Raw genomic sequence first — 13,433 nt, forward strand, 5'->3', positions numbered from 1 at the left:
CTGACGCCCCACACCCCCGGCGGCTTCGCCGCGGAGCCTAGGAAGAGGCGGGGCTGATGGACCCGCATCCCCGGCCGCTCGGGGCGGCTTCGCCGCGGAGCCCACAAGGCGGGGGCTGAGGCGTCCACCCCTCGGGCGGGCCCGTACCGGGGGGTGCCTCCCGGTGGGGAGGGGCCGTGCAGGGTCGTCCCCGCAGGGGATCGGCGGCCGGACCCGGTGATCAACACGAACCCCTTCACGCCGCCGACCCCGAGGAGTCGAGCCCGGAGGGGCCCCGGAACCCGCACCCCACGACACCGGACAACCCCACGACCCGCACCGCGGAACCCCGCACCGCACGGCGCCGGGCCACCCCCTACGCGCGAGCAACCATCGCTTCGATGCCTGCCACCAGCAGCTCCAGCGCAAAGTCGAAGTCCCGCTCCCGCATTTCCTCCACCGTGTCCCCGCCCCGCGCCTCCATCAGTTCCGACGCGTTCGCGAAGCTCTCCTTGAACTCCGGCTGCTCGCTGATCGTCCCCATCGCCTGGCGGAAGTACTCGTCCTGGCTCATCCCCGCCGCCGCGCACCGCTGGATGAAGTGCCCCTCGATCGTTCCGAACCCGTACACGAACTGGAAGACCGCCGACAGCCCGCCCATCTGCCCGTGCGGCGGCAGCCCGGTGTTCCGCATCACCTGCTGCACCGCCAGCGAGAACGCCATCGAGTGCGGCCCGATGTTCAGGAACGTACCGATCAGCGCCGACACCCACGGGTGCCGAACCAGCAACGCCCGGTAGCCCGTGGCCAGTTCGCGCAGCTGGTCGCGCCAGTCCGTCTCGGTGCTCACGTCCGGCAGCGGGAAGGTTCCGAACACCGCGTCGAGGGCGAGTTCCAGCAGGTCGTCCTTGGTGTCGACGTACCAGTAGACGGACATCGCGGTGACGTTCAGCTCCGCGGCCAGGCGGCGCATCGAGAACTTGGCCGCGCCCTCGGAGTCCAGCAGCCGGACCGTCGCCTCGATGATCTTGTCGCGGTCCAGGCCTGCCGGCTGGCCCGACTTACGGCCCCGGTCCCGATCCCGGTCACGATCCCGGTCCTTGCCGTCCAGCCACACACTCGTCCGCGCGGGACCCTTCGCGCGGTCGGCCGCACTCACCATCGCGCACCCTCCTCGGTTGGCCCCCGCCCCGATGCTATTCCGCTGCCCTGGGTGATTCTGCCCGGTCCGCCCGCCGCAGCAGCATCGCTGCCAGCAGGCCACCGGCCAGCACCGCCACCGCGCCGACCAGCTGACTCGTCTGGAGGCCGGAGGCAAAGGCGTCCGAGATCCGCTCCCGCTCACCGGCGCCCCCCGCGGCCGCCAGCGCCGCGGGCAGCGAGGCCGCCCCGACCACCGTCGATACGAGCGCGGCGAAGCGGGAGTTGAGCACGGCGCCGAGGACGGCCACGCCCAGCCCGTTGCCGAACTCCGCGAGCGTGCCGTTGATGCCCGCGCCCACCCCCGCCCTCGCAGGCGGGATCGCGCTCATGATCGCGTTGGCTCACGCTGGTGGCGGCGGGCCTCGGTTCAGGGCGATGACGGTCAGCGCGAGCGGCGCCGTGCGCAGACCCGCGTCCAGCGGCCCGTATCCGAGGACGAATTGCAGAGGATGAGCCAGCGCTGCGGATGGCCCGAGGAGCCCGAGGTGCCCGTGTCGACCGGGTCGGTCTCGGCGGCGTCGCCGTCATGGACACTCCTTGTACGGTGTACGGGACTCAGGTCTCGTACACCGCATAAGGAATCCTCGTACGCCGTACAGGACTATTTCTCGTCGGTCAGGTCGTAAAGAGTCGCGCCGTCGACGGTGACCTTGGTGAAGGTGGACTCGACCCAGGAAGTGATCCCGGAGCTGGAGTTGCCGCCGGGCCCGCCGCCCTGGCCACCACTCGCGATGAAGTAGTGGATCTTCCCGTCCGCGACGTACTGCTTGAACTGCGCGAGGGTCGGGGACGGGTCACTGCCGTTGAAGCCGCCGATCGCCATCACCGGCTTCTCGGTGGCGAGCTGGTAACTGGCCGCGTTCTGGGAGCCGATGGCCGCGGCGGCCCAGGTGTAGTCGTCGGCGTTCTGCTTCAGCTTGGCCTCGACCTTCGAGTTGACGTTCGCGCCGTTGAGGAGACCGCCCATGCCGCCTCCCATGCCGCGCTCGCCGGCCCCGCCGCCGCCCGGGAACCCGCCGGGCATCTGGCCCTGGACCCGACCCTGCCCCTGCCCCTGGCCCTGCTGCCCGCCGGCCGGGGGCTGGCCCATGCCGCCGCCGGGACCACCCTGCTGGTTCTGGCCCTGGCCCTGGCCCTGCGCCTGGCCGGGCGGCTGCATCCGGCCGCCGACCCCGCCGCCCGGGCCACCACCACCCGGACCACCACCGCCGCCCGGGCCTCCACCACCCGGACCACCGCGGCCTCCCGCCACCGTCGGCCCGGCTGTCACGATCGAGCCCGCGTGCCCCTCGCTCACCGTCGTGAGGGAGTACGCGACCGGCCCCGCCAGCGACGCCGCAAGCCCCAACACCGCGGCACCGAGGGCCAGTCGACGGCCGAGCCGCCCCGCGAGCAGCAGACCCGCCGCGGCCGCAAGACCGCCGATCAGCACCGCCCACCGCAGCCACGGCAGATAGTCCGTGCTCCGGCCAAGGAGGATGTACGACCAGTACGCCGTCACCGCGACCGTGCCGCCGAGCGCCGCCGACGCGAGGAACGAACGCCGCTCCTCCCACAGCACCGTGGCGCCCATGCCGACGAGCGCGGCGATGTACGGCGCCAGCGCCACCGTGTAGTACTCGTGGAAGATCCCGGCCATGAAGCTGAAGATCCCCGCGGTCATCAGCAGCGAGCTGCCCCAGACCAGGAACGCCGCCCGCGCAGTGTCAGTCCTCCCCCAGAGCCTGCCGGCCTGGGAGGTACCCCCAGCACGCCAGGTGACGACGAGTCCGGCGATGAGCAGCAGCAGCGCGGCGGGCAGCAGCCAGGAGATCTGGCCGCCGATGTTCCCGCTGAACATCCGGTCGATGCCGGTCTCGCCCCAGCCGCCGCCACCGCCACCGCCACGGGCCCCGCCACCACCGCCTCCGACGCTGCCGGTCTCATTGCCGTTGATCCGGCCGAGGCCGTTGTAGCCGAAGGTCAGCTCCAGGAAGCTGTTGTTCTGCGAGCCGCCGATGTACGGACGTGAGGAAGCCGGCCACAGCTCGACGATCGCCACCCACCAGCCGCCCGCGACGACCATCGCGAGCCCGGCAAGGGCGAGTTGGCCGAGCCGCCGCCGCAGCGTCGTCGGCGCGCACACCGCGTACACCACCGCCAGCGGCGGCAGGATCAGGAACGCCTGGAGCGTCTTCGTCAGGAACGCGAAGCCGACCGCGACGCCCGCCCAGACAAGCCACTTCGTCCGCGCGCCTTCGAGGGCGCGCAGCACGCAGTACACCGTCACCGTCATCAGCAGCGCGAGCAGCGCGTCCGGGTTGTTGAAGCGGAACATCAGCGCGGCGACGGGCGTCACGGCGAGCACCGCGCCCGCGATCAGCCCGGCGGTGGGTGTGAAGCGCCGGCGTACGGCCCCGTACAGCACGCCCACCGTGGCGACCCCCATCAACACCTCGGGCAGCAGGATCTGCCACGAGCCGAGCCCGAAGAGCCGTACGGACAGGGCCATCGGCCACAGCGCGGCCGGGGGCTTGTCGACGGTGATGGAGTTCGCGGCGTCGGACGAGCCGAAGAAGAAGGCCTTCCAGCTCTCGCTGCCGGCCTGGGCCGCCGCGGAGTAGAAGGAGTTGGCGTAGCCCGACGCGCTCAGGTTGTAGAGGTAGAGGAGCGCGGTGGCGACAAGGAGCGCGAGGAAGGCGGGGCGCACCCAGCGGGCGTCCTCGGCACGCCCGCGCCACCAGCGCGCGGGCGCCGACGCGGAACGCCGTAGTCCGTGCCCCGCGGGGGCCGAGGGATCCGCCCACACGGGCGGAGCCACGGTGACAGCGTCCCCGGCGGCAGCCACGGCATCCACGGCGGCAGCACCGCCCGGCTGCATACCCTGGTATCGGTCATGTTGCGTGGTCATCGTCGATTCCTCGTCATCGTGATCGTCTCGTCGTCGAGGGGCATGGCGTGCAGAGGCGCGGTCGTGTCCCCGCGAGTGGCGGCGGGTGCGCCCGGTCCGACCGGCACAGGCACGTCCCCGCGCCGGTCGGGGAAGACCCACGCGCGGAAGAGCAGGAACCGCAGCACCGTCGCCGCCAGGTTCGCGGCGATCAGGACCGCCAGCTCCGTGCCGTGGGACGGGTTCCCGGCGGCCGCGTCCAGAGCCGCCAGCGAGCCGCTGGTCAGGGCGAGGCCGATGCCGAACACGACCAGGCCCTGGGCCTGATGGCGTACGGCGCGGTCCCGGCCGCGCACCCCGAAGGTGAGCCGCCGGTTCGCGGCCGTGTTCGCGACGGCGGACAGCAACAGCGCGCCCGCGTTGGCGACTTGAGGCCCGGCTCCCGCCCGGAAGACCGTGTACAACAGCAGATACAGCAGGGTCGAGAGCGCGCCGACCACACAGAAGCCGACCAGCTGCCGGGCAAGTCCGCCCGGCACTCCGGTCAGCTGCCTGTCCCGCGGATCGTCCCCGAAGGGCCGCGCCAGCCGGTCCAGCGGCAGCGCGCCGACCGCCAGCGCGCGCCCCACCCGCCACACACCCTTGAGGTCCTCAGTCGCCGTGCTCACGATGTGCACCGTCGAGTCGGGGTCGTCGACCCAGTCCACCGGCACCTCGTGGATACGCAGCCCGGCTCGCTCGGCCAGCACCAGCAGCTCGGTGTCGAAGAACCATCCGGTGTCCTCGACCATCGGGAGCAGCCGCTCGGCCACCTCCCGCCGTATCGCCTTGAATCCGCACTGCGCGTCGGAGAACCGCGCCGCCAGCGACGACTTGAGAATCAGGTTGTAGGCGCGCGAGATGAACTCCCGCTTCGGGCCGCGCACCACGCGCGACGAGCGCGCGAGCCGGGACCCGATCGCGAGATCCGAGTGCCCGGAGATCAGCGGCGCGACCAGCGGCAGCAGGGCGTTGAGGTCGGTGGACAGATCCACGTCCATATAGGCGAGGACGGGCGCGTCGGAGTGCGACCACACGGTGCGCAGCGCACGCCCCCGGCCCTTCTGCTCCAGCCGGTACGCCCGTACCTCGGCGATCGAGCGGTCGAGCCGGGCGGCCACCTCGGGCGTGCTGTCGGTGCTCGCGTTGTCCGCGATGGTGATCCGGAAGCCGTACGGGAAGGTCCGTGCGAGGTAGTCGTGCAGCCTGCGCACACACCGCTCGAGGTCGTCCTCCTCGTTGTAGACCGGGATCACCACGTCGAGTACAGGCAGGTCGGCCGTGTCGGCGAGCAGATGCTCCCGGGCCGGCAGAGTCCCCCTTGGGGTGTCGGTTCGCATGGAACGACACTCGGCGGGCGCGCTGTCACGGCTGTGTGATGTGCCTGTGCCCCGTCTGTGAGTCGTACGCGGGAGGCCGGGCCACCAGGTCCGCGGGCAGGTGTACGCCGACGACCGTGCGCCCCGGCTCGGACCGCACGCCCACCGTGCCGCCGTGCGCGGCCACCACCGCCTGCACGATCGCCAGGCCGAGACCGGTCGACCCGGCGTGCCGGGACCTGGACGCGTCGCCGCGCGCGAACCGTTCGAAGATGTGCGGGAGCAGCTGGGGCGGGATGCCGGGCCCGTCGTCCTCGACCTCCAGCACGACCGTGGGGCCCGCCCCGGCGACATCGCCGCACCACACCCGTGCGGTGACGGTCGTGCCGGGCGGTGTGTGGGTTCGGGCGTTCGCCAGCAGATTGACCAGCACCTGATGGAGCCGGGCGCCGTCGCCCCGTACCGCCGCGGGCTCGACCGGCAGCTCGAGGAGCCACTTGTGGTCCTGGCCCGCCGCCCGCGCATCGCTGACCGCGTCCACGACCAGCGGTGAGAGATCAGTGCTCTCGTACGAGAGCGGGCGTCCGGCGTCGAGACGGGCGAGCAGCAGCAGATCCTCCACCAGGCCCGTCATCCGGGTCGCCTCGGCCTCGATCCGCCCCAGCGCATGCCGGGTGTCCGCGCCGACGTGCTCCCGGCCGCGCCGGGTGAGTTCGGCGTAGCCGCGTATCGACGTCAGCGGTGTACGCAGCTCATGGCTGGCGTCCGCGACGAACTGCCGTACCCGCGTCTCGCTCTCCTGCCGCGCGTGCAGCGCGGAGTGCACATGGTTGAGCATCCGGTTGAGCGCCGCGCCGACCTGGCCGACCTCGGTCCGCGGATCGGCCTCGGCGTCCGGGACCCGCTCGAGCAGGGCCACCTCGCCGCTGTGCAGCGGCAGTTCGGAGACCCGGGTGGCGGTGGCGGCTACCCGCCGCAGCGGCCGCAGCGCGACGCCGACAAGGGCGGCGCCGGCGATCCCGGCCGCGATCAGTCCGGCGCCGGTGACACAGACCTCGACCACGACGAGGGTGCCGAGCGCGTCCTGCAACTCTCGCGTAGGGAGCCCGACGAGGAAGGAACCGCGCATCCCGGTGGTGTACCTGACCCGGTAGTCGCCCCGGCCCGCCAGCTCCAGGGTGTGCGGACTGCCGTCGCGCGGTACCTCCGTCAAGGCCTCGGCCTGCGCCACAGTGAGCGGGCTCACCTGCGGCGCGAGTCCGTCCGACGCCTGCTCGGTGCTGGCCACGCCCCGGTCGATGCTGCCGTCGTCGGCAACCAGGGCGCCGACAGTGCCCACCGGCATACCGCCGCCGGTGACGAAGCCCAGCGGATCCTTGGACAGCGTATCGATGGGCGGCCGCCCGCCGTCCGTGTCCGGCGGGCCCGCGGCCCGGGCCGCGACGTTGCGCAGCTGGATGTCCAACTGGCCGTACAGATAGGTGCGGTACGCGATCGTCGTGACCGTGCCGATCACCGCCGCCACCACCGCGATCAGCATCACCGCCGAGACCACGAGCCGGGTCCGCAGCGACCACCGGCGGCTCCGGGTCCTACTCACCGGGCTTGATCAGATAGCCGGCCCCACGCCGGGTGTGGATCATCGGCGTACGCCCCGCGTCGATCTTCTTCCGCAGATACGAGACATACAGCTCGACGACATTTGCCTGCCCGCCGAAGTCGTACGACCACACCCGGTCGAGGATCTGCGCCTTGCTGAGCACCCGTCGCGGATTGCGCATCAAAAAGCGCAGCAGCTCGAACTCCGTCGCCGTCAGATGGATCGACTTCCCGCCCCGGCTCACCTCGTGGCTGTCCTCGTCGAGCGTCAAGTCCCCCACCGCCAGCAGGGATTCGCTTCGTGCGGCCGCCGTCCCCGACCGCCGGATCAGCCCGCGCAGCCTGGCCACGACCTCCTCCAGCGAGAACGGCTTGGTGACATAGTCGTCGCCGCCCGCCGTCAGCCCCGCGATCCGGTCCTCGACCGCGTCCCTGGCGGTCAGGAAGAGCACCGGCACCTCGGGCAGTTCGCGCCGCAGCCGTCCCAGCACCGCGAGCCCGTCCATGTCGGGCAGCATCACATCGAGCACCACCGCGTCCGGCCGGAAGTCGCGCGCCGAACGCACCGCGCCGGCGCCGTCCCCTGCGCTGCGCACCTCCCAGCCCTCGTAGCGCAGGGCCATGGACAGCAGCTCGCTCAGCGCCGCCTCGTCGTCCACGACGAGCACCCGGACGGGGCTGCCGTCCGGCCTGAGCATTTCGGTACGCCCCTGGGGCGAGGTCGCGGTCATGCTCGTACCCTGCGACCTCGCCCTGAGAGGGTCCTTGCCCTTCCCTGTGAATTCCCTGAGAAAGCGCTAGGAGGGGTCGGGAGCGGCGGGCAGGTCGAAGAGCCGCGCTCCGTTGTCGTGGCAGACCGCCCGCAGCCAGCCGTCCCCGAGCCCGAGCCGTTCGAGCACCTGTAGCTGATGGGCGTACGGATACGGAATGTTGGGGAAGTCGGTCCCGAGCAGAATCCGGTCCGTCAGCTCCAGCAGCCGCCCCTTCTCCCGCTCGGGGAAGGGCGCGAAGCGCTCGCTGAAGTCCGTGAAGGCCATCGTCGTGTCGAGGCGGACCTCCCCGTACCGCTCCGCGAGATCGAGGAAGTCGGCGTACTCCGGCATCCCCATGTGCGCCACGACCAGCCGCAGCCGCGGATGGCGCGCGAGGAGCCGCCCCACCGGCTCCGGCCCGGTGTGCTTGCCGGGCACCGGCCCGGACCCGCAGTGCACCACCACCGGGACCCCGGCATCGGCGAGCAGCCCCCACACGGGATCGAGCAGCGCGTCATTGGGGTCGTACGCCCCGACCTGGAGGTGCGCCTTGAAGATCCGGGCCCCGCGCTCGACGGCCTCGCGCACGTACGGCGCGACTCCCTCCTCGGGGAAGAGGGTCGCGGTCTGCAGGCACTCGGGTGTGCGCAGGGCGAAGTCCGCGGCCCAGCCGCCCAGCCACTCGGCCATGCCCGCCTTGTGCGGATAGAGCATCGAGGTGAAGGCACGGACCCCGAAGTCACGCAGCAGCGCGACCCGTTGCTCCTCCTCGTGCCGGTAGGTGATCGGCCACTCCATGCCGGTCAGCGGCCCGGCGGCGTCGAAGTAGGCCCACACTTTCCTGAGGACCTGCTCCGGCATGAAGTGGGTGTGTACGTCGACGAGCCCGGGCAGTCCGAGCCGCGTCCAGAACTCCCGTACATCCGCGGCCTCGTCCTGGTCCGCCGTCTCACTGCCTTCACTCACGCTCAAAGCCATAACTCCGCTCGACCTTGCCTACATGGACGCTGTAGCTCTCGTACCACTCGGCGCGTCCACGCTTCTGCGCGGCCTGGTGCTCCAGATTCCGCTGCCAGGCGGCTATGGATTCCTCGTCCCTGAAGTAGCCGACGGAGATCCCGAGTCCGCCGGGGGTGCGCGCCGACTCGTATCCCAGGAAGCCGGAGACCTCCTGCACAAGTTCCTTCATCCGCTCGGCGGCCTCGCCGTAGCCCTCGGGCCGCTCGGTCTGAACGGAGGTGAACACCACGGTGTAGTAGGGCGGTTCATGTGCCGCGACAGGCCTGATGCTTTCGATGCTCATGACGCCCACCTTCCGTGCCAGGTCAGGGAGGTGTCCACCCTCATTGCCGTAAGGGATCCAAACGGGATCCAAGACTTGACCATCCGGTCAGAAGAGCCCGTCCTGCACCGATCCGGGCGCGGAGCCCATAGCGGCGAGGGGCACCGTCACCCCCGCCCCCGAGTCGGACCCGACGAGCGCCCACCCGGTCATCAGCCGGGTATCGAGTACGACAAGCCCGTCCCCCGCGGTCCGCAGATGCAGATCGGGCCCGGCGGCCGCCACCAGCCGCCCGGCGACCACCCCGCCGTCCACCAGCTCGCGCACCACCCCGGTCGCGGGCGGCAGCCCGTCGAGACCGAACACCCCGGCGTGGTCGACCGCCTCGAAGCCGATGCGCTCCAGCGACTCGGCCCACCCGGCAAGCCCGACGGCACGCCGGTGCAGCTCCTCGACCTCCGCGGCCCGCTCGGCCGCCCCCGGCAGCGCGGCCCGAACCGCCCGTTTGTCCGCATACGGAATCCGGTCCGGCACCCCCAGCGCACTGCGCAGCAACTCCTCGGTCCGCCGCGCCGCCATCAGCGGCCCGCGCCCGAGCCAGCTGAAGACCACGGCCCCCTGCTCAAGCAGCCGCGCGGGCCCGCGCTCCTCCGCGGTGATCCCGACCTTGACCATCCCCGGCCCGAACCAGGCCAGATACACGCGGTACGTCCGCGGGTCGTCGGCCATGGTGTCGGCGGCCACCGAGTGCGCCCGGTCCAGCCGCGCACACTCCGCACACCGCGCCCCTGTCGCCCGCCCGCTCACAACGGCCCGCAGGGGACAGGGATTCCCGCGCGCCCCGACACACCGCCGCTGCCCCTCCGCCCGGAACCCCAGCTCTTTCCCGGGGGTCAGCGGGCTGACCCGCCCGCCTTCCCACGCGAGTACGGCCATCCGCGCCCCGCGCGGCCAGCTGAGCCCGGCGCACCGCCACGCCATACACACCTCCGCCCGACTATGCGGGACGCTACCCGAGCCCTCGGCACAGGCACTCGACGAGGCGAGCGGCGATGGTCCCGTCGGGGTCGAGGCGCGGATTGAAGATCGTCACATCCAGGCCGACGGCCCGCTCGTCGCCCAGCGCCGTCCGCAGCACGCTCTCCAGCTCGGCCCAGCTCAGCCCACCGGGCAGGCGATAGTCGACAGCCGGCATGAGCGCGTCGTCCAGCACGTCGACATCGAGGTGCACCCAGTAGTCGCCGAGCCGCCCGACGGCCTGCCGCGCCGCCGCAGCTGCCCCAATCGCACGCACCCCGTCGAGGTCGACGGCATGCAGCCGCTCCGGCAGCGGCTGCATCCCGGCCGCCGCGGACTCCTCGGAGTCCCGGAACCCGAAGGCGACAACGTCCTCGTCCCGCACCAGCGGCCCAAGACCTTCGATATCGGCCAACACCCGCGGCCCGCGCCCGGTCGCCAGGGCGAGCTCCATCGACGCCACTTCACCGGTCGGCTCCGCGGCCGGCTGGTAGAAGTCGGTGTGCCCGTCGAGGAACAGCAAGCCGTACCGACCCCGGCGGCGCAGCGCGAGGAGATTGCCGAGCAGGATGCTGCAGTCCCCGCCGAGGACGACGGGGAAGAGCCCTCGATCGATGACCCCGCCAACAGCGTCCGCCAGCCGTACGGAGTAATCGGCGATACCACCCGGATTGAGCACCCAGGTCTCCGGGTCCCGCGCCGGGTCGTACGCCGCCGCCTCGACCCTCCCCGCCCGCACCGCCCCAAGCCGATCCCCGAGCCCGGCCCCGACCAGCGCCGCGGGCAGCTCCTCAACCCCGGACGGCCGCAGCCCGAGGACGGACGGCGCCTCGATGATCGCCGGCTCTCGCACCCCGGACTCCTTCGTCGGACGCACGCTTAGGTCGCTGTCGATGATGGGCGGTCAACGGCGACGGCGCGACCGGGAGGGACGAGGGGGTACGGGCAACGCAAGAGGCCCCCCGGATTTCTCCGGAGGGCCTCTCAGCTGTGTGTGTGCCGTCGTTGACGGGAGGCCGGCTGTGCGGCAACTTCGGATGGCAAAGCGGCGTGGCTCCGGGGCCGGTAGCCTGCGCAGCATGGCCCAGCTTCCGGAACCCGCACCGACCGAGATTACGGAAACTGATTGCCGCCAGTGCGGCACTCGAATTGCCGGTCTTGATGGCCGGTACGCGTGCCCCCTTTGCGGCTGGGTGAACGGTCACAGTGAGGGCCATCGCCCGCTGCCCCCGGCGAGCGATGACCCGGACGGCCCAGCCAACAGGTAGCGCGCAGGTAGCGCCTCTCCCTCTGGCCCCCGCCGGACGACCTCGCTGTCGATTCCCTACGGAGCGATCATTCGCAATTCCTCATTGGCAGCCGAGTCGTCGTGGGGCGTCGGGCGGCCAATCGATGGAAGCCACAAGCGGCAGAAGCTTGAAAGCCACACCCGACGCCCCTGGGTGGGCCAACCATACGAAGGGCTCGCCCTGTCCCGTAGAAGAACGTAGGGAAGCTTGGGTCAGGGGCAGCGGTTGAACTGCGCCGGGCGGTCCGACTCGCTGGACCAGTCGGACCGCCGGGCGGACCACAGCAACGCCCCGGGCCCCGGCGAGGGGCGCCCGGGGCGTGTGATGCTGCAGCCGCGGGGGCACCAGCAGTCCCGGCCAGGCACTCCGGGTTATGCGAACTGGCCGGGCTGGTAGTCGCCGGCGGGCTGCTGAATGATGACGTTCGCCCGGTTGAAGGCGTTGATGAGAGCAATCCCGCACACCAGGGCGGCCAACTGTTCCTCGTCGTAGTGCTTGGCGGCGTTCGCCCAGGCCTCGTCCGTGACCCCACCGGCCGCATCCGCGATGCGGGTGCCCTGCTCCGCCAGCTCCAGCGCGGCCCGTTCGGCCTCGGTGAAGACCGTGGCCTCCCGCCACGCCGCGACCAGGCTGAGACGTACCGAGGTCTCACCGGCGGCGGCGGCGTCCTTGCTGTGCATGTCGGTGCAGAAACCGCACCCGTTGATCTGACTGGCGCGGAGCTTCACCAGCTCCTGCGTCGCGGCCGGCAGCGTCGAGTCCTCGAGCACCTTGCCTGCCGCGATGATGTGCTTGAAGACCTTGCCTACGGTCGGGCTGCTGAAGGCGTCCAAACGGGCACTCATGGAGATCTCCTCTGCCGTTGTCGGTGCTTGCACACTTACGACGGCACAGCTCGGCAGGATGTGACATGAGCGCCTGACCTGCGTCTTCCCTCCCGCACGCAGCAGGGACCACTACGACGACGTCCACTGCCGAGAGGTCACCCCTGGCTTTGAACATCCACGCTGCGCCGTCGCCCGCTCCGGCTGTCCTCCGGTCTCTGAGGGCCCCACGATCCGAGAGATCGGTAAGAGCGTCGGCCTCTCGAGTACCTCGTCCGTGGCGTATCAGCTCCGTCGGATGGAACAGGCCGGAGTGATCACCCGGACCGGCCGACACTGGCGCTCCTGCCGCCTCGCCAACTGACGCGTGACCGTCTAGATCTTTGAACTAAGGATCCGAACCGACGGCCCCCGCTTTACAAGTTCGACTGGTGGCCGTTCGACGCCACTGCTGTTCGCCGTCGTTGATGTCAGCTGCGGATGTCAGGCTGCCCTCGATGCGAACTACGGCCGGTTCAGTCGCCAGCAGTGACAACGGGTGCTCACATCAAACGGGTTGGCCTGACCCAGCACCTGTCACTCCCCTTGGTTCCTGACTTCCTGCATTGAACTTGCACGATCACCCGTCAAGAGTCAGAAGCCGTTGCCGCCTTCGCTTCGGCTGCCCTCTCATGCCAATCGCTGTCGCGGCTCTGGAAATCGAGGACGGCGAATGGTGGGGTGATTGACCGAACTCGGACGCACGGCACCGCCCGTGCTGCTCACCGTCGACCAGGTGGCCGCTCACCTCCAGGTCAGCCGCTGGACGGTCCACAACCTGATCCGCTCGCGAGAGCTGGCTTCCGTGACGATCGGCCGATGCCGGCGGATCTCTGAAAGCGCACGCGGTGAGCTGGTGCGGGCGGCCACGAAGACGGCTCGCTCCACGCGCCGGGTGCCGCTGCCTGCCGAGTGCGCGACCGCGCTGCGTTCTCGTCGCGCTCAACAGCATGCCGACCGGCTTGCTCGCGGAGACAAGTGCACGACAACAGATCTGGGCAAGGGGCCGACGCTCGGACGATCATGGAAGTCCTCGGGCACAGCTCGATCCGCGTGACCATGGACGTCTACACCTTCGTCCGGCCGGACACCCAACGGGCCGCCTTCGACCGCGTCAGTGATGCGCTGGCAGGCATTGACGGCAACCGGCCGGACGGCGATGACGACACGGCTGGAGTAATCGCCGCGATCTGGACGCGGTTGCCGTCAACGATCGCCGTCA

The 13,433-nt window shown here is 71.0% G+C and carries 12 protein-coding genes and 1 pseudogene; 2 read left to right on the top strand and 11 right to left on the bottom strand.

The features are described 5' to 3' along the window. Positions 1-355 precede the first annotated feature (355 nt). The 11 genes and pseudogenes from ACZ3H8_RS14640 to ACZ3H8_RS14690 all read right to left on the bottom strand — a co-directional run bounded on the left by ACZ3H8_RS14640 (position 356) and on the right by ACZ3H8_RS14690 (position 12,193). Entirely contained in the window at positions 356-1,141 is a 786-nt protein-coding gene (locus ACZ3H8_RS14640; RefSeq protein ID WP_467401541.1) for a TetR/AcrR family transcriptional regulator, read from the bottom strand. Positions 1,142-1,175: 34 nt separating this feature from the next. Continuing rightward, positions 1,176-1,634, bottom strand: a pseudogene (locus tag ACZ3H8_RS14645) (MFS transporter); the annotation flags it as partial. Between the two features lie 149 nt (positions 1,635-1,783). Then, positions 1,784-4,072 carry an ArnT family glycosyltransferase gene (locus ACZ3H8_RS14650; RefSeq protein WP_467401543.1) on the bottom strand — a complete coding sequence of 763 codons (2,289 nt, stop codon included), beginning with the start codon at positions 4,070-4,072 and terminating at the stop codon, positions 1,784-1,786. Next, entirely contained in the window at positions 4,069-5,430 is a 1,362-nt protein-coding gene (locus ACZ3H8_RS14655) for a bifunctional glycosyltransferase family 2/GtrA family protein (RefSeq protein WP_467401546.1), read from the bottom strand. Before ACZ3H8_RS14655 ends, ACZ3H8_RS14650 begins: the two co-directional genes overlap by 4 nt. Positions 5,431-5,455: 25 nt before the next feature. After that, positions 5,456-6,949, bottom strand: coding sequence for a sensor histidine kinase (locus ACZ3H8_RS14660; RefSeq protein ID WP_467402281.1), 1,494 nt, complete (start codon positions 6,947-6,949; stop codon positions 5,456-5,458). Between the two features lie 52 nt (positions 6,950-7,001). After that, entirely contained in the window at positions 7,002-7,739 is a 738-nt protein-coding gene (locus ACZ3H8_RS14665; protein ID WP_467401549.1) for a response regulator transcription factor, read from the bottom strand. 66 nt (positions 7,740-7,805) lie between these two features. Then, the gene (locus ACZ3H8_RS14670) at positions 7,806-8,726 is read right to left on the bottom strand and encodes an amidohydrolase family protein (protein ID WP_467401551.1); all 921 of its coding nucleotides are present in this window, start codon (positions 8,724-8,726) and stop codon (positions 7,806-7,808) included. After that, positions 8,719-9,063, bottom strand: coding sequence for an antibiotic biosynthesis monooxygenase family protein (locus tag ACZ3H8_RS14675; RefSeq protein ID WP_467401554.1), 345 nt, complete (start codon positions 9,061-9,063; stop codon positions 8,719-8,721). The genes ACZ3H8_RS14670 and ACZ3H8_RS14675 overlap by 8 nt, the downstream gene beginning before the upstream one ends. A gap of 87 nt (positions 9,064-9,150) precedes the next feature. Continuing rightward, positions 9,151-10,023: a DUF2797 domain-containing protein gene (locus ACZ3H8_RS14680; protein ID WP_467401556.1), complete on the bottom strand. Its 873-nt coding sequence runs from the start codon at positions 10,021-10,023 to the stop codon at positions 9,151-9,153. 28 nt (positions 10,024-10,051) lie between these two features. Beyond that, positions 10,052-10,912, bottom strand: a complete 861-nt coding sequence (locus ACZ3H8_RS14685; protein WP_467401558.1) for an arginase family protein — start codon at positions 10,910-10,912, stop codon at positions 10,052-10,054. Between the two features lie 807 nt (positions 10,913-11,719). Next, positions 11,720-12,193, bottom strand: coding sequence for a carboxymuconolactone decarboxylase family protein (locus ACZ3H8_RS14690; RefSeq protein ID WP_467401561.1), 474 nt, complete (start codon positions 12,191-12,193; stop codon positions 11,720-11,722). Between the two features lie 211 nt (positions 12,194-12,404). Here ACZ3H8_RS14690 and ACZ3H8_RS14695 point away from each other — a divergent pair, with 211 nt between their 5' ends. Continuing rightward, a complete protein-coding gene (locus ACZ3H8_RS14695; RefSeq protein ID WP_467402283.1) occupies positions 12,405-12,536 on the top strand; it encodes a LexA family protein in 132 nt (43 codons plus the stop codon). Positions 12,537-12,926: 390 nt separating this feature from the next. Further along, positions 12,927-13,268: a helix-turn-helix domain-containing protein gene (locus ACZ3H8_RS14700; RefSeq protein WP_467401564.1), complete on the top strand. Its 342-nt coding sequence runs from the start codon at positions 12,927-12,929 to the stop codon at positions 13,266-13,268. Positions 13,269-13,433: the final 165 nt, after the last annotated feature.

It is taken from the genome of Streptomyces sp. NPDC002868, assembly GCF_055563295.1.